The sequence below is a fragment of the Blautia sp. MSK18_10 genome (assembly GCF_020553185.1).
Classification (GTDB): domain Bacteria; phylum Bacillota; class Clostridia; order Lachnospirales; family Lachnospiraceae; genus Blautia_A; species Blautia_A wexlerae.
This window is the reverse complement of the sequence record NZ_JAJCGT010000017.1, coordinates 35,196-54,243: the sequence shown is the minus strand read 5'-3', so window position 1 is coordinate 54,243 and position 19,048 is coordinate 35,196. Positions and strand designations below refer to the sequence as shown.

At 41.4% G+C, this 19,048-nt stretch carries 20 protein-coding genes; 2 read left to right on the top strand and 18 right to left on the bottom strand.

Translation table 11 applies throughout. The features are described 5' to 3' along the window. Positions 1–11: 11 nt before the first annotated feature. The 10 genes from purE to LI074_RS08800 form a co-directional block, all read right to left on the bottom strand. Positions 12–512, bottom strand: a complete 501-nt coding sequence (purE, locus tag LI074_RS08845) for a 5-(carboxyamino)imidazole ribonucleotide mutase (protein ID WP_008705484.1) — start codon at positions 510–512, stop codon at positions 12–14. A 233-nt stretch (positions 513–745) separates the two neighbouring features. Beyond that, entirely contained in the window at positions 746–2,764 is a 2,019-nt protein-coding gene (locus LI074_RS08840) for an aminopeptidase (RefSeq protein WP_008705485.1), read from the bottom strand. Between the two features lie 53 nt (positions 2,765–2,817). Beyond that, positions 2,818–3,138: a DUF6142 family protein gene (locus LI074_RS08835; protein ID WP_008705486.1), complete on the bottom strand. Its 321-nt coding sequence runs from the start codon at positions 3,136–3,138 to the stop codon at positions 2,818–2,820. Continuing rightward, positions 3,122–3,595 carry a VanZ family protein gene (locus LI074_RS08830; RefSeq protein WP_008705487.1) on the bottom strand — a complete coding sequence of 158 codons (474 nt, stop codon included), beginning with the start codon at positions 3,593–3,595 and terminating at the stop codon, positions 3,122–3,124. Before LI074_RS08830 ends, LI074_RS08835 begins: the two co-directional genes overlap by 17 nt. Positions 3,596–3,620: 25 nt before the next feature. Further along, on the bottom strand, positions 3,621–3,773 hold the full coding sequence (locus LI074_RS08825) for a hypothetical protein (RefSeq protein ID WP_022380872.1): 153 nt from the start codon (positions 3,771–3,773) through the stop codon (positions 3,621–3,623). A 78-nt stretch (positions 3,774–3,851) separates the two neighbouring features. After that, entirely contained in the window at positions 3,852–4,532 is a 681-nt protein-coding gene (gene pyrE, locus LI074_RS08820; RefSeq protein WP_008705489.1) for an orotate phosphoribosyltransferase, read from the bottom strand. Positions 4,533–4,558: 26 nt separating this feature from the next. Beyond that, positions 4,559–5,461: a dihydroorotate dehydrogenase gene (locus LI074_RS08815; protein ID WP_008705490.1), complete on the bottom strand. Its 903-nt coding sequence runs from the start codon at positions 5,459–5,461 to the stop codon at positions 4,559–4,561. Beyond that, positions 5,461–6,249 carry a dihydroorotate dehydrogenase electron transfer subunit gene (locus tag LI074_RS08810; RefSeq protein WP_008705492.1) on the bottom strand — a complete coding sequence of 263 codons (789 nt, stop codon included), beginning with the start codon at positions 6,247–6,249 and terminating at the stop codon, positions 5,461–5,463. Before LI074_RS08810 ends, LI074_RS08815 begins: the two co-directional genes overlap by 1 nt. A gap of 10 nt (positions 6,250–6,259) precedes the next feature. Continuing rightward, positions 6,260–7,186: an orotidine-5'-phosphate decarboxylase gene (gene pyrF / locus LI074_RS08805; protein WP_008705494.1), complete on the bottom strand. Its 927-nt coding sequence runs from the start codon at positions 7,184–7,186 to the stop codon at positions 6,260–6,262. Between the two features lie 33 nt (positions 7,187–7,219). Beyond that, positions 7,220–8,506, bottom strand: coding sequence for a dihydroorotase (locus LI074_RS08800; RefSeq protein ID WP_008705497.1), 1,287 nt, complete (start codon positions 8,504–8,506; stop codon positions 7,220–7,222). A 274-nt stretch (positions 8,507–8,780) separates the two neighbouring features. On the opposite strand from LI074_RS08800, the gene LI074_RS08795 reads away from it, so the two are divergent. Beyond that, a complete protein-coding gene (locus tag LI074_RS08795) occupies positions 8,781–8,981 on the top strand; it encodes a cold-shock protein (RefSeq protein ID WP_008705499.1) in 201 nt (66 codons plus the stop codon). 132 nt (positions 8,982–9,113) lie between these two features. Here LI074_RS08795 and LI074_RS08790 read toward each other — a convergent pair whose 3' ends face one another. Together LI074_RS08790 and LI074_RS08785 are read right to left on the bottom strand one after the other, a co-directional pair. Further along, positions 9,114–9,587, bottom strand: coding sequence for a hypothetical protein (locus LI074_RS08790; protein WP_020993366.1), 474 nt, complete (start codon positions 9,585–9,587; stop codon positions 9,114–9,116). A gap of 74 nt (positions 9,588–9,661) precedes the next feature. Beyond that, positions 9,662–10,501 carry a DegV family protein gene (locus LI074_RS08785; RefSeq protein WP_008705503.1) on the bottom strand — a complete coding sequence of 280 codons (840 nt, stop codon included), beginning with the start codon at positions 10,499–10,501 and terminating at the stop codon, positions 9,662–9,664. Positions 10,502–10,755: 254 nt separating this feature from the next. Between LI074_RS08785 and LI074_RS08780 the strand changes: the two genes are divergently transcribed. Beyond that, positions 10,756–11,256 (top strand): DUF5721 family protein, encoded by a 501-nt coding sequence (locus LI074_RS08780; RefSeq protein WP_020993367.1) that lies wholly within the window; start codon positions 10,756–10,758, stop codon positions 11,254–11,256. Positions 11,257–11,269: 13 nt separating this feature from the next. On the opposite strand, the gene LI074_RS08775 is transcribed toward LI074_RS08780, so the two are convergent. The 6 genes from LI074_RS08775 to LI074_RS08750 form a co-directional block, all read right to left on the bottom strand. Beyond that, positions 11,270–11,599, bottom strand: a complete 330-nt coding sequence (locus LI074_RS08775) for a sporulation initiation factor Spo0A C-terminal domain-containing protein (protein WP_008705507.1) — start codon at positions 11,597–11,599, stop codon at positions 11,270–11,272. Between the two features lie 353 nt (positions 11,600–11,952). Further along, complete coding sequence (gene htpG, locus LI074_RS08770) at positions 11,953–14,025, bottom strand: molecular chaperone HtpG (protein ID WP_173698112.1); 2,073 nt, start codon at positions 14,023–14,025, stop codon at positions 11,953–11,955. Positions 14,026–14,293: 268 nt separating this feature from the next. Further along, positions 14,294–17,002: a COG1470 family protein gene (locus LI074_RS08765; protein WP_020993368.1), complete on the bottom strand. Its 2,709-nt coding sequence runs from the start codon at positions 17,000–17,002 to the stop codon at positions 14,294–14,296. Positions 17,003–17,325: 323 nt separating this feature from the next. Beyond that, on the bottom strand, positions 17,326–17,583 hold the full coding sequence (locus tag LI074_RS08760) for a glyoxalase (RefSeq protein WP_008705512.1): 258 nt from the start codon (positions 17,581–17,583) through the stop codon (positions 17,326–17,328). Position 17,584: 1 nt separating this feature from the next. Beyond that, positions 17,585–18,388, bottom strand: coding sequence for an HAD family hydrolase (locus LI074_RS08755; protein ID WP_020993369.1), 804 nt, complete (start codon positions 18,386–18,388; stop codon positions 17,585–17,587). Beyond that, positions 18,381–19,046, bottom strand: a complete 666-nt coding sequence (locus LI074_RS08750) for an HAD family hydrolase (protein ID WP_173679492.1) — start codon at positions 19,044–19,046, stop codon at positions 18,381–18,383. The genes LI074_RS08755 and LI074_RS08750 overlap by 8 nt, the downstream gene beginning before the upstream one ends. Positions 19,047–19,048: the final 2 nt, after the last annotated feature.

Below are 19,048 nucleotides of genomic sequence, written 5' to 3'. Positions count from 1 at the left end.
CCTGAGTTATCTTAGTAATTTTTATATCCGACTTCCTGTAATCTTGCGTCTTTTGCTTCCACCTGTTCTTTTAATTCCTGGCTGTAAGCCTTTAATTTTGCAAGAAGTTCCTCATCTGATGTTGCAAGTATCTTAGCTGCCAGAAGTCCTGCGTTTGCGCCTCCGTTGATAGCGACTGTTGCAACCGGGATTCCTGACGGCATCTGTACGATAGAATAAAGGGAATCTCTTCCTCCCAGAGAAGTGGTGTGCATAGGAATTCCGATAACCGGCATCGGGAAGATTGCTGCGCACATTCCCGGCAGATGAGCTGCCATTCCTGCACCTGCAATGATTACTTTAAAGCCTTTTTCCTCTGCTGTTTTTGCATATTCAAAAAAGACATCCGGTTCCCTGTGTGCGGAAATGATCTTTATCTCGTAATCAATTCCCAGTTTCTCCAGAATGTCTGCTGCTTTGCTCATGATCGGCATATCTGAGTCGCTGCCCATCACAATTCCTACTTTTGCCATGATTATTCTCCTTTTCTTCTCAAGTATTCTCAGACAGACCAGATTTTATCTGTCCGGGACTTTGTTTTTATTTTATTGATAAAAAAAGTACGGTCAGAAAAGATTTTATCAAAACCCTCTCTAACCGTAGATTCTACTAAGATTCCCTTTTTCTGTCAATAAAATTAATGCAAAGAAATATTTTAACGAACTAATAAATTTTTTTGTATTCCGAACTTAATAGGAAAATGCCTTTATTCCCCAAACGGCTCGTTCAGAGCTTCCGTACCCGGAAGGACAAATCTTCCATCTTCAATAATAGAGATCATATCCCCCTCATCATCAATCGTACGGATGCTTCCCAGTTCGTCATATGGGATCGTAATATCTGTGTGACATCCATAATAAGCAAGGCTGACGTCTTCTTTTCGCATCTCGGAAATCTCATTGTCTCTTGCGATGATCTCTTTACCATCCGGATTATAGACCGGAGTATCTTCTGACCAACTGTAACAGGTATCACCAACTGCAAAATGCGGTCCCATTTTCTCCGCGATCAGAATCGGAAGTTTGTCTGCGATATTATATTTCTGCGCTGCCACATAAGCTGTTGTATTAGTTCCGATCGCAAATTCTCCCATTGCAAGTTTCGGATGATGGAACAGAATATTATCTTCAATATATTTACGGTTCTCTTCCTCTGTCTCAAAATTAGAACAGCTGTAATCGATCACCTGTCCGCAGTCAAACACAAGCTTCAGGTCACAAAACTGCAGTCCGTTAAGATATACTTTTGAAACATGAAGCATTCCGCCTGTTCCTGCAAGCACCGGTGAAGTAAATACTTCACCCAGAGGAATATTTACATCTGCCACACAGTTCTCAAAATTTGTCTGTGTTTTCGCATCTGTTAATGTATGAAGATGAATGAGCAGATCTGTCTCATTCTCTCCCTTTCCCTTGATTTCCACCCATTCACAGGTATCAAGAGTATCTATGATCGTCTGCTGGATCTTCTGATATTTCTTATAATCCAATGTATTGATCTTTACGATCTCGCGGAAAATTTCCGGAAAATCCTCTCCGATCTCAGGTATCGGATAAGCAATGATCGTAAAACTTCTTTCCTCACCTTTGATATAACGATTTGTGATTTGACCGGATTCATTGTCCAGTTCCAGCTGAAGCTTCTGCTGTGCTTCTGTAAACGCCCAGCTTTCCGGTTTACTTACCGGTGAAAACGGCTTCTCTCCAAATGTCTCGATCACAGCCGGTCCGCCATGTACATCTGCCAGATCTGCATATTCATCATAAGAAGTCTGCATGGCACGAAGTTTACGCTTTACAAAATCCGGATTCAGAAACAGCGCACTGTCCTGTCTGTGGTCATAATCAAACTGCGGATTTGCAATTCCTCCTGTAAATCCATTTCTGAACTGATTCCGTCTGTTCACCGCATGAAGTGCATGGCGGTAAATAACCGTCTGCAGCCCCATCTCCCGGAACTGAAGAACAGCCGCTTTTACCATACGCTCAAAGCCAAGATGATAACGTATATTAACCGTTTTCTTCTTTGTAATATCTTTTCTTCCTGTGATGAATCCCATCCGATAGCCTTCTGTATAAGTACGTGCCATCTCATCAATTTCCCTCTGGGAAAGTGAATTCATAAATTCTGCTGTTTTCAGTTCATTTTCCGATACATATTCGCCGGACTGATACAGATAACTCAGATCGCTCAGATCAGAATCCATGATCATTTCAACCACAAAATTATTCTCAGGATCAATCGCCTCTCTGATCCGATTTTCCACCATATCCTGGCAGTAGTCATTCACATAGGAAACGAGAATTTCTTTCACCTGTTTCTCAGCAGGAATTTCTTCCTGCGTAAATGCAGAATAGATTTCCAGAAACAATTCAAGTACAACCGTAAGATCCCATGCTTTTTTTTCAAACGCATAAGCAATCGTGCCATGAAGCTCTGTATAAAGAAAGGTAAATACTTTTCCGTATTCTCCCAGCATTTTCTGTGCATATGCAGGATTTCCATAAGAATTTTCATAATTTTCGGGCAGAATATCCTGATATAATTCATGATTCTGTTCCTGAAGTTCTTCAAGATTTTTCCCCGCAATTCCATGGTCCATCACATGAATCACCTGCTGTAAAAACATTGCTTCCTTTGTAAAAAAATCGCAGTACGGTTCTTCTGCCATTTTCTCGTCCGGTATCTGAGCGATTCTTTCTTTCGCCAGTTCATACCGTTCCATAACCCATTCGTCCAAACTATATTTCTCCTTTTTCTATCAGACTTCCCTGTTAATCAGCCGGAAATTCCCATCAGAAAGATTCCCAGCCATCCGATCATTATGATTCCGTTTGCAATAGAGCCGATCATACCTGCTTTGTGTGTCCGGTTTTCTTCTGAAAAGCTTTTCAGTCCCATCGCAAATCCATATACAGACAGAAGCATTGCGCAAAGACTGATCCCGCCTACAATATATCCGTATTGTCCCTGCAAAAAAAATGCCAGCAAAACTGCAGTCACAAATAAAACCAGTGAAACAGCCGCCAGCACTGCTGACAGTTTTCCCTGCTGTGCCTCTCTTTTCTTTGCAAACGCATATCTATATCTTTTTGCCATAAATTTTTCTCCTCAGGTGATCGCAGATAAAAAAAAGCAGATATCCAAGAGCCGCCCCTGCTGTATTCAATATCATATCATCTACGTCAAAGCACCCAACCTTTGTAATAAGCTGGATGACCTCTACCGTAACACTAAGCCCAAATCCTGCCAGTACGATCAGCCATCCGCTTCTCATTTTGTCCAGAATAACCGGCAGTATAAATCCAAATGGAAGAAAACCAATTACATTTCCAAAAAGATTTGTAACTACCGCCATAAGTCCAAGCTGTTTTCTGTATACCCAGAAACGCCTTATCTCAACAAACGGTATCAGATTATATCTGTACTGTCTTTCTTCCATTGCTGCTCTTCCGTATTCTTCTGAAAAGAACAGAAAATAAATCAGTGCCAGAACATACAGGATAAACAAAATGGTTCCCAGTGTCCGTATGATATGCTTCGTTTCTTTTTTCAATGTTTTCTCCTGTTTCTGAAGCCTTTTATATCAATATCTCTGATTTCTTTTTCAGCAGTCTTGCACCGTTTACGATCATCATGATCCCTGTTACGATTCCCGTTGCCAGTACAATGATCCCGACTGTCAGACTGCAGGCTCCTGTGGAAGACATGGTTTTATAAATTTTTTCGTTCATAATCGTCCTCATCAGTATCATGATCTGCTTTCGCAGATCATGATATCTTATTTATAAATCGCTGTTACCTGTATTTGCTTATTTTGCACCGTACTGCTCATAATATGCGTCGATTGCGGCTTTCAATGTATCGTCAATGATTACTTTTCCTTTATATTCTTTATTATAAAGATGTTCAATGACCTCTCTCATTGTAACAATCGCATTTGTTTCAAACCCATAAAGGTCATGGACTTCGTCAAGGGCACACTTCACGCCGCCTTTTCCGACTTCCATGCGGTCCAGAGAAACCATAAGACCGACGATTTCCACATCAGCCGCACCTTTTACCTTCGGTACTGTCTCTTCCATGGATTTACCGGATGTTGTTACATCTTCGATCATCACTACACGATCGCCGTCTTTTAATTTACTTCCGAGGAAGCTTCCCTTATCTGCACCATGGTCTTTTTCTTCCTTACGGTCTGAACAGTAGCGGATTTCTTTTCCATATAATTCGCTGAATGCAATTGCAGTTACAACACTTAACGGGATTCCCTTATATGCAGGTCCGAAAAGCACATCGAAATCATCGCCATATTTATCATGAATGGCATGTGCGTAGTACTCACCCAGTTTCTTTAACTGAGAACCTGTCACATATCCGCCTGCATTCATAAAAAACGGGGACTTTCTTCCGCTTTTAAGGGTGAATTCTCCGAATTTCAGAACTTCACTGTCTACCATAAATTCAATAAATTCCTGTTTATACTGTTCCATCTTATGTTATGCCTCCTGTATCTGTTTTATTTTACAATACCAACCATCTCTTTTACGGAATTGAATCCATTCTTCTTCATGTACGCTTCAATTCCATCGATCACTTCCAGTGTCACTGCCGGATTGTGGAAATTTGCCGTACCCACAGATACTGCGCTGGCTCCTGCAAGAATAAACTCAATTGCATCCTCTGCGCAGGAAATTCCGCCCATTCCGATGATCGGGATATTGACTGCCTGTGCAACCTGATAAACCATACGGACAGCAATCGGTTTCACGATCGGTCCGGAAACACCACCGGTTTTATTTGCAAGCGCAAAAGTCTTCCTGTTGATATCAATCTTCATTCCTGTCAGTGTATTGATCAGGGATACCGCATCTGCACCGCCTGCTTCCGCACCTTTTGCAATCTCTGTGATATCTGTGACATTCGGTGTTAACTTCATGATCACAGGCTGTTTTGCAATCTTTTTGATCTGAGCGGTAAGTTCCTCTACATGATGTGCATCCTGACCAAATGCAAGGAATCCTGCGTTTACATTCGGGCAGGAAATATTAATCTCCATCATATCAATTGGCTGATCTGCCAAACGTTCCACCACTGCCAGATATTCTTCCGGCGCATGACCGCATACATTTACAATGATCTTTGTATCATACTGTTTCAAAAAAGGAATATCCCTCTCACAGAAAAGATCGATACCAGGATTCTGCAGACCAATCGCATTCATCATGCCTCCGTAAACTTCAGCCACACGCGGAGTCGGATTTCCGGCCCACGGGACATTGGCTACGCCCTTGGTTGTCACTGCTCCCAGCTTATTAATATCTACATAATCAGCAAATTCTGCTCCTGAACCAAAGGTTCCGGATGCCACTGTTACCGGATTTTTCCACTCTACGCCGGCAATATTTACACTCATATCCATCAGATTTCCACCTCCGTAGAAAGAAATACCGGGCCATCCTTGCAGATTCTCTTATTATTCACATTGCTATGTGCATCTTTTTCTCTGGATTTGCACACACAGGCAAGGCAGGCACCGATTCCGCATGCCATACGTTCCTCCAGGGAAATATAACATTCAATCCCATTTTCTTCGGCATATTTCTTGATTGCACGAAGCATCGGAGTTGGTCCGCAGGCATAGATCACGTCCGCTTCCAGAGCATTCTCTCTGATAGCATCCATAACATTGCCTTTTGTTCCCACACTGCCATCCTCTGTGGCAATATAAAGTGTTCCCGCCGCCTCAAATTCCTCTCTGAGGAACGTATGACAGTCCCTGTATCCTGCAATGATCTGTTTTTTCTCACATTTCATCTGCTTTGCAAGTTCCAGGATCGGAGGAACACCGATTCCACCACCCATAAGGAAAACTTTTTTCCCCTCAGCCTTCTCTACAGGAAAACCATTTCCCAGAGGTCCCAGTACCGGAATGGTATCTCCGGCTTTCATCTGTGAAAATTCATCGGTTCCGGTTCCCTGTCCGGTCACTCTGTAAACCAGATGAAGACGGCCATTTTCTTTGTCAATCTCACAAAGACTGATCGGTCTGGGAAGAATTTTGGATTTATCATTTGTATAAAGAGATACAAACTGTCCTGGTTTCGCATCTGCTGCAATTCTGTCAGTCTGGATCCACATACTGTAAATGCCTGCACCAATGCTCTCCTGACTTACAACAGTGCAGATTTCTCTTGTCTTTTCGCTCATTTCATGCCTCCTAGCGATTGTTTAAAGCAGTACTGATGTCTTCGATCATATCTTTTACCGCCTGGCGGGATGCATCTGCATAATTTAATTCACCAAAGGAAGCATATTTTTCCTGTTTGTAAGCTGCAATGATTCCTCTGGAGGAATTGACGATCGCACCAAGTCCGTCTTCATTAAAGAAATGAACAAGATCGGCACCTTTTCCGCCCTGTGCACCATATCCCGGTACCAGGATGAAGGTTTTCGGCATGATCTTACGGAGAGTTTTTCCCATTTCCGGATAGGTTGCACCTACTACAGCACCTACATAGCTGTATTCATTTCCCATATGTGATTCTCCCCACTGGGCAACCTTCTCTCCAACCCACTCATAAAGCGGACGTCCGTCAATGATTCTGTCCTGAAACTCTCCGCTGGACGGATTGGATGTTTTTACGAGTACAAAAAGCCCTTTGTTCTCTTCTTTACATACATCGATAAACGGGTTGACACTGTCAGATCCCATATATGGATTGATTGTCGCAAAATCTTCGTCAAAACCTGCGATTCTGTTACTTCCCACCTGAACTTTACCCAGATGTCCGACTGCATATGCAGCAGATGTGGAACCAATGTCACCTCGTTTGATATCTCCAATAACTACCAGACCTTTTTCTTTGCAATAATCAATGGTGTTCTTATATGCCATTAAGCCCGGAATACCAAACTGCTCATACATTGCGATCTGTGGTTTCACTGCAGGGATCAGATCGCTGATCGCATCAACGATTCCTTTATTATACTGCCAGATAGCTTCTGCTGCTCCCTCTAATGTTTCCCCCAGTTCAGAAAAAGCTTTCTTCTGAATATGCTGCGGGATATAGTTGAGCATCGGATCCAGTCCTACTACGATAGGAGCGTTTGTTTTTTTAATGTTTTCAATAAGTTTGTTGATCATGAGTCTTTCCTCCTGAATATTGATATGGTATTTTTATGCATTCTGGTATACAACTTTTCCATCACAGATTGTATAGAGAATTTTTCCCTTTACTTTCCATCCGTCAAATGGTGTGTTGCGTCCTTTGGAAGCAAATTCATTTTTATCTATTTTATATTCGTGATCAATGTCTGCAATGACAATGTCTGCCGGATGTCCCTTCTGAAGTGTACCTCTGTCACTTCCCAGAATCTGTGCTGGGTTCCAGCTCATTTTCTCAATAAGCTGTGAGATTGTAAGAATTCCAGTTTCTACAAGTGCAGTATAAGACAATGCAAAGCTTGTCTCAATTCCCACAATGCCAAAAGCCGCATTCCGGATAGAGCCTGTCTTCTCCGGCACTGCATGAGGTGCATGATCTGTACTGATCACTTTAAAGGAACCATCCTTCAGTCCTCGGATCAGTGCATCTACATCTTTCTTCGTACGAAGAGGAGGGTTCATCTTATAGTTTGGATCATCACATTTAATATCATCGGAAGTGAGGATAAAATGATGCGGGCAAACCTCTGCTGTGATATTGTCCAATCCCTCTTCCTTCACAATCTCCATCATCTTCGCAACACCTTCTGTGGAACAATGGCACAGATGCAGTCTTGCCCCTGTCTCTCTGGCAAGAAGAATATCTCTCGCTGCGATCACATCCTCAACTGCATTGCAGATACCTGGCAGACCAAGTCTCCGCGCATTCTCATCCTCATTCATACATCCATCACCGCGCAGATCAATATCCTCACAGTGAGCAAAAATCGGAACATTGAATTTCTCTGCCACTTCCATAGCTTCTTTGCAAAGTCTGGTATTCATAACAGATTTGCCGTCTTCAGATAATGCCGGGATTCCCGCTTTTACCATTCCTTCGATATCAGAAAGTTCCTGTCCCTTCTCCCCCTGCGTAATGGCACCTGCTTGGAGCACATGAATGCCGGCAAGCTGTTTTGCCTTATTATGCACATAATTTACACGATCCGGACTGTCAATTACCGGTGTTGTATTCGGCATTGCAACAACCGTTGTCACACCACCTCTTGCAGCAGCCCGGGAACCTGTCTCTATATCCTCTTTCTGTGTCTGTCCCGGATCTCTGAAATGAACGTGAAGATCGATCAGTCCCGGCATTACCAGACATCCCTTCGCATCTATTACTTTGTCGCTTTTATCTTTTATTTTAAGTTTCTCACCGATCTCGGTGATCACGCCATCTTCCAGATAAATATCGCCTTTTTTATCAGTGTCAGTAGCCGCATCTACGATACGTCCTCCCTGAATCAGAATACCCATGCAATTCTCTCCCTTCGTTGTCGTTTGACAATAACTTTCTGATATACATAATACACGAAACTTCTTCTTTTATAAAGCCTTTTTTTACTGATGTGCAGTCTTTTTTGCTTGACAATTCAAAATGCGGGAGATATAATCAGTTCATATCTGGATTATTTAATGTATAGTCACTGGTTTTTAGAGATTATATAACAGTATATAATCTGTAAAATCTGGTGATTTTTTTATTTGCCAGAAACTATATAATTTTTTTATTTTTTATGGAGGTAACAACATGAACAAGGGAACTGTAAAATGGTTCAACGCAGAAAAAGGTTACGGATTTATCACTGGTGAAGACGGTGCAGACGTATTTGTACATTTCTCCGCTATCAATGGTGAAGGATTCAAATCCCTTGAAGAAGGACAGGCTGTAACATACGACTTAACAGAAGGTGCTCGTGGTATGCAGGCTGCAAACGTTACAAAATTATAATTTATAATTTTTGTTAACGCGAGAGGATTGAATTCCGCACTTTTCTATACGGATTAAACCTCAAAAAAATCCCCGGATCATCCGGGGATTTTTTATTGCTTTTCTTCTGTGAATCCATCAGAGATTCAATTTCTATTTAGCATCTGCGCTGTCTGCATCCGTTGTTGAATCTGCTGTTTCTGCAGCTTTATCGTCTGCTACATTTGTATCATCTGCTTCTTCAGATTTATCTGCGGTTTCCGTTTCAGAATCATCTGCGGTTGTGTCTGCTGCATCAGCATCTTCACTGTCTGTATCAGTGGAAGCTGTTGTATCTTCTTCCTCCGCTGTATCTGCATCAGTGCTGTCTGTACCATCGGATGCATCTGTTGACAGATTCGAAATGTAATTGTCAAGTGCAGTAGTATCCATTACTGTATTCTGAACCACATTCTCTTTGGCTCCTGTCACTTTTACATATGCAGAATAACCAATCCATGCAACAATCACAACACAAATGAATGCCCAGGCAAACATTTCCAGTCCAAAAAGTACTTTTTCTTTTCTGTCTGTTTTGTTATGCAGTCCTTTTCTGGCCTTATAAGCATCGACTTTCTTCTGGCTCATGATAGATCTCCTTTGCATCAATATTTCGTATTTTCTGATTATAGCACACTTTACTGCAAAAGAAAACAATTAGTTTATACTGCAACGATCACTCCGCCGTCATTTGCATACATAGAACTTACACCCGCTGTATCAAGGACTACGATCTTTGCAAGTTTCATTCTCTCTTCAAAAGCCTCTTTGAGCACCTGTGCTCTTGCCGGACAATTGCAGTGACTGATGGCAAGAACCTTCTCTGCACTGTCCGGAGTTTTCTCGATTACCTGCTCTACAAGCTTGATCAGAGCACGATTCATGCCTCTTGCCTGATCCAGCTGGCAGATATTTCCATCATCCGTAGAACCCATGACCGGTTTGATTTTCAATGCACTGGCCACTAACGCTTTCACTTTGCTCAGACGGCCGTTCTTTCTCAAAGTATCAAGATTCTCAAGTATAAAAAATGTATGCTGTCCTTCAATATAATGTTCCACAGTTGAAACAACTTCTTCAAAACTCATCCCTGCTTCTTCGCATTCCTGTATCTTCATTCCGATCAGGCTTTCCCCGATGGATGCGGAACGTGAATTAAACACATGTATTTTTTTATCCGGATGGTCTTCCATAATAAGATCTCTGCCAAGTAACGCACTGTTATAGGAACCACTCAGCTCAGAAGACAAAGTCACTGCATAAATATGCTCAGCCTCGCAGTCATATGCTCTCATATATCTCTCAGGTGACGGGCAGGCTGATTTCGGACATTCCGGGCAGGCTGCCACTTTATTAATAAACTCTGCCTGATCAAATGTTTCATCATCTATGATCTGTTCAGCTCCTACCATCAGCGTCAGTGGAATGGATTCAAAACATTCATCTTTCTTCCATTCGTCCAAAAGTTCTCCACAACTATCTATGATAATCTTATATCTCAATTATATCGTCCTCTTTTCCATTATATGTAGTATTCAATACCAGATATATCTTATCACACCGCTTTACGTTTGAAAAGACTTTTTAATAAAAACACTGTTCTTTTTTTCAAAAGTGCTTTATAATAAAAAGACGCTTCCCGCAAAGTGCAGGAAGCGCTGCCTGATCCACAAAATATGTTCAGAAATATGCAGCAATCCAGAAGTCTTTTTTTAATTCTGAACAGCTGTAAATCATGTTATCAGAGAGGTGTTGTATGCTTGCTTTAAAAATTACTGATGTAAAAGATTTTATGAATAAACTCCTGATCGGTGAGGTATTTGACCGTTTTTCTCTTGTCGAGGCATCTGTGACAACCTTCAACACTTTTACCATAAACGGAAAACTTCATTACGATTTCTTTGATACTGACACAAAGGCTGCTTTTGAGGAGAATTCCACAGAATATTCCCTGTGGCATGATGTAAAACCTTATTGTTTTTCTATCATACGCGGCAGACGCACACCTTTGAATTTCAGGATTGTATTTGAACTTTCTCATGATCAGACACAGTCGTTGTTAAAAAATGAACAGCATATTGCAGATATTCCTGTGCAAAGCTTTTATCTGAATATCCGGTACAAGAACCAGTCCCTTTTATGTACAACAGGTGTTTCTTATACTTCATTCAGTCCGGATAAACGTCTGGAACATCTCTGGGATGATTCCATGACTGTTTTTCTCTCCAGTCATCACATTCCCTGTGAGAAATTATGAGTAGATTCTGTTATCAGTCTTTATCCGAATAACGCAGATAATAGACCAGAATATCTATAAACTCACTGTTCGTCGGTTTATCTGCCATTGTACACCCTGCCATTTCTTCCAGTGTATCCTTATGATTCATCCAACATAAGTTTACCAGTGTTCTTATGTTGTGTTCTACATTAGACGGCGTTGATTTATATTTTCTTGCAATGACCGGATAAATATCTTTGGTGACTTTTACCGGTCGCTCATAAATTTTCTGTGCCATTTCTACTGCATCCACAACATAATAATATCCTTTATACTTTGATGTTGCACCCAATTTTCTAATAACTCCATAAACTGCACTCATACATCGTTCCTCCTGTAACTTCCATAATCTGTGTTTTTACAGATTTGGATATCTCATTTATTTACACACATTTCTCTATAAGTAAATGAAAGTCACGATATTGGCTGCCCGGAAGCACCATTGCAGTCACTATTCTCTGTAACCCGTTATATCTTCTGCGGATTCGGCATATTCATTAAAATATCGGCAACTTAATAATAGGAATTCATAAGACATTTGTCAATACCAATGTAATTGTTTTCCACAAAAATAAGGAGCAAAAATTATTCTCTGCTCCTTATTTGATATTCTGCTATTCTGACAGGCGTATCTGTCCTCTCATTGATCTGCCGGCAAATTGCCTGCTTTCTATCTTATTTTGCAATCATCAGCAAAATTTCATTGCTTCTCTGAACAAATCTGGTCATTTCGTCCGGTGAAAGCTGTTTATGGCTCATCATCGCAAGGTCATACAACTGTTCACAGATAAGCGGAGCCTTGTCAGATTCCTGATTCTCTGCCAGATATTTAACCAATGGATGATTCGCATTCAGAACCAGTGTTTCCTGTCCGCCAAACATATTCGGATCCATTCCATACATATTATACATCTTCATCATATCCTGCATACGGCGGCTCTCTTCGGAAAGAGTCATCATTGCTGATACATTTTCATTTTTCAGATTCTCAACATGTACTTCCAGTTTATCTTTATTAAGGCTCTTGCGGAAAAGTTCTGTCAGTGCTTTGACAGTTTCTTCATCGGCAGTACCCTCACCCTTCATTTCTTCGGTCAGATCCGCATCAATACGCTTAAACTGTACTTCCTGATGTTTCTGCTCAAGACTGGAAATAAATGCACTGTCAATATTATGCTTCAGGATAACGGCATCTTTTCCTGCTTCCTTAAACATATTGATATACTGACTCTGCTGAACTTCATCAGTTACATAGAAAATTACTGTCTTCTCAGGTTCTTTCGCTTCCGCATTGTCTTTGTTTTCAGACTCTGCTGCATCTTCTTTCTTTTCTTCTGTCTGAGCCTCAGTTTCTTCTGTTTCTTTTTTATTCTCTTCAACGCAGTCCTTTAATGTGAGATATTTGCCATCAAGATTCTTAAAGAGTACATAATCTCCCATTTTCTCTGCAAATTTAGCATCTTTAATACAGCCATATTTAATAAACGGGCTGATATCATCCCAGTATTTCTCATAAGATTCTCTGTCAGTCTTGCACATTCCGGTAAGCTTATCTGCCACTTTTTTGGAAATGTATTCAGAAATCTTCTGTACAAATCCGTCATTCTGCAATGCACTTCGTGACACGTTCAATGGAAGATCCGGACAATCGATCACACCTTTCAGAAGAAGCAGGAATTCAGGAATTACTTCCTTGATATTATCTGCGATAAATACCTGATTGTTATAAAGTTTGATCGTTCCTTCAATGGAATCATACTCTGTATTGATCTTCGGGAAGTACAGGAGACCTTTTAAATTAAACGGATAATCCATATTCAGATGTATCCAGAATAACGGTTCCTTATAATCCATAAATACTTTGCGGTAAAATTCCTTGTATTCATCATCTGTACATTCATTCGGATGCTTCATCCAGAGAGGATTAATATCACTGATGGAAACCGGACGTTTATTGATCTTTACTTTATCCTTTGCAGGAGAAATTTCAACAACTTCCTTTTCACCTTTATCATTTTCTTTTTCTTCTGTCTTTGCTTCCTCATGAATATGTTCAACAACTACATCATCGTCTCTTAACTCAGATTCATCAATTGTCTCATATTCCTGAGGTGCATTTGCTTTGGAAAGGTAAATATGAACCGGCATGAAGGAACAGTATTTCTCAAGAATCTCACGCATACGGTATTCATTTGCAAATTCCAGGCAGTCTTCATTCAGGAACAGGGTGATTTCTGTACCAATCGTATTCTTGTTGCCTTCCTGGATATCATATTCTGTTCCGCCATCGCAGGACCAGTGTACAGGCTGTGCACCTTCTGTATAGGAAAGTGTATCAATATGCACTTCATCCGCCACCATAAATGCAGAATAAAATCCAAGTCCAAAATGACCGATCATCTGATCATCTGTAGTTTTGTCTTTATATTTCTCAAGAAACTGAGTTGCACCTGAAAAAGCAATCTGGGTAATGTATTTCTCTACTTCATCAGCAGTCATGCCAATACCATTATCGATGAATTTCAAAGTTTTCTCATCAGGATTAACAATTACCTGAATCTCCGGTTTATATCCTTCCGGAAAAGTATATTCTCCCATTACTTCCAGTTTTTTCAGTTTAGTGATCGCATCGCATCCGTTGGAGACCAGCTCTCTTACAAAAATATCATGATCGGAATATAACCATTTCTTGATGATTGGGAAAATATTTTCACTGTTAATTGATAAATTTCCATGTTTTACAGCCATGCTGTCCACACTCCTTTTTGTTTTTAATCATTTGCCGCAACTTTATCTGTCAATATACTGCATTCTTATCTGCTCTGCCTCCGGAGCCAAAACTATCCTCTCCTGTTTATCCTTTGAAATAGCTTTTGACTCCTGTAAGTTGCTTCTCTGAAAGATATAGTAATACCATTTATTCCAAAAGTCAAGAAAAAATTAGCACTCACCAAAAATGAGTGCTAATAATTTTATATTTTACATATTCCCCTGTATTTTTTTCTTCAGATAACTCTTATTTCTTTCGTCTTTTGTATACCACAACTCCCACAATACATCCCGCTGCAATCGCCAGAATAATCACAAACGGTGTAATATTAGTCGTATCTCCTGTCTTTACCGCTGATTTCGCAGTTGCTCCATTCGGCTGCGGAGTCGGAGTTGCGGTTACAGTCTGCGCCTGTGTAATACTGAAATTCACCTGTTTAGTATCCTGCTCCCCTGTATTCTCCCATTCACTTCCATTATACTTCTGACGGTCAAATGTAACTGTCAATGTGTAGGTTCCGGCCTTTGTAATTCCAAATGCAGCAGTATAAGGTGCACTGCTCCAGCTATTTGTATTGATCACTTTCCAGTTATACGGTACATAGCGGACATCTCCCTTTCCCGGACTTTCATTGTCCATACCCGCTCCGACTGCTGTAAATGTAATCTTTGACTGTGTTGTATATCCATCTGAACTGATTCCTGTAATCTTATTATCTGCCGGATCTGCAATTTTCGCCTTGCGGGCAGCTTTAACCGTAAACTGAACTTTCACTTCTGCACTGATCTGCTGTTCATTATCAATCACAACTGACTCTGTATAGGAGCCGGCCTTTAAACCCGCCTTCGGGCGGATTTTAAATGTACAGCTCTCCCCCGGTGCAAGCTCTGTGGCTGAAAGTTTCCCGATTTTAAAGTTTTTACCTGACGGTGCATTTAAAGTTACATTTGTATTCCCCTCATTCGTCACTGTAACTTTCTGCGCTTCCGGTGCCTCACTATATCCTTCTTTTGCTTTTCCAAAATTCAGTTCTTCCGGTGTTACGGATAATTTATAAATCTTTTTCACTTCCGAAACAGTCGCAGAAGCTTTGATCGTTGTCAATACATCCTCCTGTCCTTCCGAACTGGTCTGGGCTATCTGAATACTGTCCAGATAATTGCCGACTTTCAGACCGGTCACCGGTACTGCTGTAAATGCAGCAGAATCTCCCGGCTCCAGCACTGATGCCGAAAGTTCCCCAATATCAAAATACTCTGCATATGGCTGCATCAGCGAAACAGTTGTATTTCCTGTATTGGTAAGTGTAATGGTCGTCGCTTCAGGAGTATCATAACCTTCCTTCAGATCATCATAACTGAAAGATTCCGGATCTGCCTGAACTGCTGTGATCTGTTCCTGTTCTGCCTCTTTTACAGACACTTCCGCAGTTACCTGCGCTGCTACTTCCGAATCCTCTTCACTTTCAAATATCAGGGTATCACTGTAATCCCCCTTCGTCAGACCGGTTTTTGGCTGTACCATGAACATAAGAGAATCACCTTTTGCAATCTGTATTCCTGATACAGCTTCACTTCCATCTTCGTTCATCACCTCAAAATAATCTGATTTCGGTATCTTTAAAGTGATAATTCCGTCCCCTGTATTTATTACGGTTACAGACAGTGTCTCATTGGCCTGTGTATAATTTTCTTCGATATCGCTGAAATTAAGACTTCCTGTATTTACCTCAAGAGACTGTGCCTCAAGAGATGCATCTGCATTGTCACCTGCCGATGGAGCCTCGCTGTCATCCGGCGTCTCTGTCGGTTCTGCAGAAGGCTCATCCGAAGGCTTCAGGTCTTCGTCATCTGATGAATCATCCTCACCTTCAACTGCAATCTTCGCTTCAAAAGAAACCTCAATACCTTCTTCCGTCCGGTATGTGATCATATCATCATATTCACCCGGTTCCAGCCCTTCCCTCGGCTGTATCCATACGCTTACAGATTCACCTGCACTCAGCGGTTCTATAATATCCTGAGCCATAAAATGTTCCGGACTGATCTCCTGAAAATTCAAGCTCTCATTTCCGGTGTTCGTAATCTGCACATACTGTGCTTCCACATCCTCAAGATCACTCTTTACTGTTCCAAAATCACAGATCTGATCTTCGCTGTCCTCTACAGTGACAGTCGCTTCGTAAGTCTTTTTATCTTTATCATCTTCACCTGCTGCCTGTCCATCTTTCTCTGATCCATCTGTCTGCACATTTCCGTTCTCATCCACCTGCAGCTGATCTTCTGTATAAATTTTCATCTGGGAATCATCAGTACCTTCTGTTGTTTCCTCCGGCTGACCTTTTGTGTTCTGAGATTCATCTTCCTGTTCATTCCCTGCATTCTGCTGTACATCTTCTGTTCTATCTACATCCTGATTTTCAGAATCCTGACTGCCTTCTGCATTATCTGCTGTTTCTTCCAGCTGTGCATCCTCTGTTCCATCTGCCGTTTCTTCCAGCTGTGCATTCTCTGTTCCATCTGCCGTTTCTGTCTGCTGTGCATCCTCTGCTTCCTGTTCCACTGCTTTCGCCTCTTCTTCAGTTGCAGCTACCTCTAACGTCTTTGCAGTAAGAGTACCTGTCAGTCCGCTTCCATCTACAGGGGTCAGATCAAGCACCAGTCTGCATCCCAGATCATCCTGAGTGATCGTATAGGTCTTCTCAGTACCTACCTGTGTTAACTCCTTCTCCCCGGTCTGTCTTGACCAGGAAAAAGTAAAATCTTCATCCGTAACCTCTTCCGGTGTAACCTTTGCATAATCTGCACTCAACACTACGCCTACAGCTGCAAGTCCCTTAATCTTAAGCTTACCGCCCAATTCTCCTGACGGAGCTGCCGCAAAAACCATGGATGGAATCATTGAAATAACCATCATCACAGTCATTACAACTGCAAGAAATCTCTTTCTCTCCATCTGTAGTCCTCCTTTTCATTTATAATAAGATTTGTAATTATTCAGCAGCCACTCTGAAGGTACTGAATAATTACAGTTCTGTGATGCTTCTGTGTCTGTCTGCCCTTTTCATTCCCATCACAGACCACAACATCGTTTTTTCTCTGTATAAAAGCATTATAGCATCACATTTTCCGGAAATGTAATCTGTATTTTCTCCCTTAAAACAACTTCAGCCCCTGAGTATCAGAGTTCAATTTTCTCCAATATTCAGGGACCGAACTGTGTTTTACAGTTATTTCTCCGATATATCACGTGATATCCATAATTTGACCGAACAGTTTTTATCCTTCTACTATCAGATATTTTCCATCCGGCAGAGCAAATACTTCACTTGCATCTTCCAGTTCTTCATCTGACATTCCTTCCACATCAGCGCCTGACTCTTCCAGATATTCTCTCACTTCTTCAATAGAATCCACAACCTGCGCCATGCAATCCTCAAGGAATGCTTCCGCTGCTTCATATGATTCTGCTACCGCCTGTGGAAAAAGCTGCTCCTGATTTTCAAGAAACGTATTAATACATTCTTCTGTAAACAATTTAAATAACCTCCTCAATCTTTCCCTTTGCCCGGATCAGCTTCTCAAGGACCGGTTCAACCTGTTTTGTCATATAGGACGTAGCTGCCCGTACCCCCTCCTTGGAATGCTCCATGGCAAAGCCATATTTTACCGCTTTAAGCATCTCTATATCATTATATTCGTCTCCGAACGCAATACATTCTTCCGGCGAAATATGATATCTTTTCTGATATTCTCTGATTCCTTTTGCCTTGTTTGTTCCAAAAGGAATAAAATCAATCCACTCATTTCCCGAAGTGACAACAACACATTCTTTTCCAAATCTGTCCATCCAGTATTTCACAGATTCTTCTGTAAGGCCGGCCGGTTCAAACACAGCCAGCTTCATGATAGGAGCCGTCATCTCTTCCATGCTGTTTACAAATCTGCATTCATTTTTTACTTCATATAACATATGGTCATGAAATCTCTTTGTCTTCGGCATCAGGTAGTGGTAATCCTTTGCAGAACAGGTAAACTCGGCATCCTTCTTTTCCAGGATTGCAGAAATAATCTCCCCTGCCAGCTTTCTGTCAAAAGAATCCTGATACAGTACCTCTCCATGATCCACTGCCAGTGCACCATTCTCCGAAATATAGGAAATCTCTGAAGCAACAGGCGCAAACAGCTTTGTCATATTCGGATATTGCCTTCCACTGGCTGCTACAAACATAATCCCCAGTTCCTCTAACTGCCTGATCAGCGAAAAAATTTCTTCAGGCAGAGACTGTGCCTTATGTAAAAGTAACGTCCCATCCAGATCACTTGCAACCAACTTAATCATTTCCTTGTTCCTCGCAAATCTTTACCAGATCTGTCGGTTTCTCAGCGACAAAATCTGCTCCATTCTCATTCAGTTCTTTTCGGTCACGAAAGCCCCATAGCGCACCTACTGTATACATTCCTGCTGCTTTACCGGTCTTCATATCTGTACTTGTATCTCCCACATACATACATTCTTCCGGTTTTACACCAAATTTTTCCGCAACCATAAGCGGACCATCAGGTGCCGGTTTCCTGCGGATTGCTTCACTCTGACCAACTACCATATCAAATTCCCCATCAAAAAGCTGCGCAATTACTTTCACAGCTGCAGGATGAGGTTTATTTGAACAAACTGCCAGCTTCACTCCATGTTCCTTCAATTTCTTTAAGGTTTCCGGCATTCCCTTATAGGGAACTACTTTATACATCGGATCTGCTTCAAACATTTCCCGGTAAAGCTTCTGTCCCTCATCATAATGCGCAAGTTCCGGATCCCCCGCATCCTTAAGTGCGCGGCGAATCAGCATATTTGCCCCTTCTCCGCTGTAATATCTGAAATTATCCACCGGAAGTGTTTTTAACCCGAATTTTTCCATAATAATATTAGTCACATAAGCCATGGAATCCAGCGTATCAGCCAGTGTTCCATCCAAATCAAATATACATGCTTTAATCATCT

What these genes read in the sequence shown, in the direction of transcription:
- LI074_RS08755 (WP_020993369.1), bottom strand. Translation starts at nt 18,388, where the DNA reads ATGATTAAGTTGGTTGCAAGTGATCTGGATGGGACGTTACTTTTACAT.
- pyrE (WP_008705489.1), bottom strand. Translation starts at nt 4,532, where the DNA reads ATGGAACAGTATAAACAGGAATTTATTGAATTTATGGTAGACAGTGAA.
- pyrF (WP_008705494.1), bottom strand. Translation starts at nt 7,186, where the DNA reads ATGATCAACAAACTTATTGAAAACATTAAAAAAACAAACGCTCCTATC.
- LI074_RS08815 (WP_008705490.1), bottom strand. Translation starts at nt 5,461, where the DNA reads ATGGATATGAGTGTAAATATTGCCGGCGTAGAGTGGAAAAATCCGGTA.
- LI074_RS08840 (WP_008705485.1), bottom strand. Translation starts at nt 2,764, where the DNA reads ATGGAACGGTATGAACTGGCGAAAGAAAGAATCGCTCAGATACCGGAC.
- htpG (WP_173698112.1), bottom strand. Translation starts at nt 14,025, where the DNA reads ATGGCTGTAAAACATGGAAATTTATCAATTAACAGTGAAAATATTTTC.
- LI074_RS08825 (WP_022380872.1), bottom strand. Translation starts at nt 3,773, where the DNA reads ATGAACGAAAAAATTTATAAAACCATGTCTTCCACAGGAGCCTGCAGT.
- LI074_RS08780 (WP_020993367.1), top strand. Translation starts at nt 10,756, where the DNA reads ATGCTTGCTTTAAAAATTACTGATGTAAAAGATTTTATGAATAAACTC.
- LI074_RS08795 (WP_008705499.1), top strand. Translation starts at nt 8,781, where the DNA reads ATGAACAAGGGAACTGTAAAATGGTTCAACGCAGAAAAAGGTTACGGA.
- LI074_RS08790 (WP_020993366.1), bottom strand. Translation starts at nt 9,587, where the DNA reads ATGAGCCAGAAGAAAGTCGATGCTTATAAGGCCAGAAAAGGACTGCAT.
- purE (WP_008705484.1), bottom strand. Translation starts at nt 512, where the DNA reads ATGGCAAAAGTAGGAATTGTGATGGGCAGCGACTCAGATATGCCGATC.
- LI074_RS08800 (WP_008705497.1), bottom strand. Translation starts at nt 8,506, where the DNA reads ATGGGTATTCTGATTCAGGGAGGACGTATCGTAGATGCGGCTACTGAC.
- LI074_RS08810 (WP_008705492.1), bottom strand. Translation starts at nt 6,249, where the DNA reads ATGAGCGAAAAGACAAGAGAAATCTGCACTGTTGTAAGTCAGGAGAGC.
- LI074_RS08835 (WP_008705486.1), bottom strand. Translation starts at nt 3,138, where the DNA reads ATGGCAAAAAGATATAGATATGCGTTTGCAAAGAAAAGAGAGGCACAG.
- LI074_RS08750 (WP_173679492.1), bottom strand. Translation starts at nt 19,046, where the DNA reads ATGATTAAAGCATGTATATTTGATTTGGATGGAACACTGGCTGATACG.
- LI074_RS08765 (WP_020993368.1), bottom strand. Translation starts at nt 17,002, where the DNA reads ATGGAGAGAAAGAGATTTCTTGCAGTTGTAATGACTGTGATGATGGTT.
- LI074_RS08775 (WP_008705507.1), bottom strand. Translation starts at nt 11,599, where the DNA reads ATGAGTGCAGTTTATGGAGTTATTAGAAAATTGGGTGCAACATCAAAG.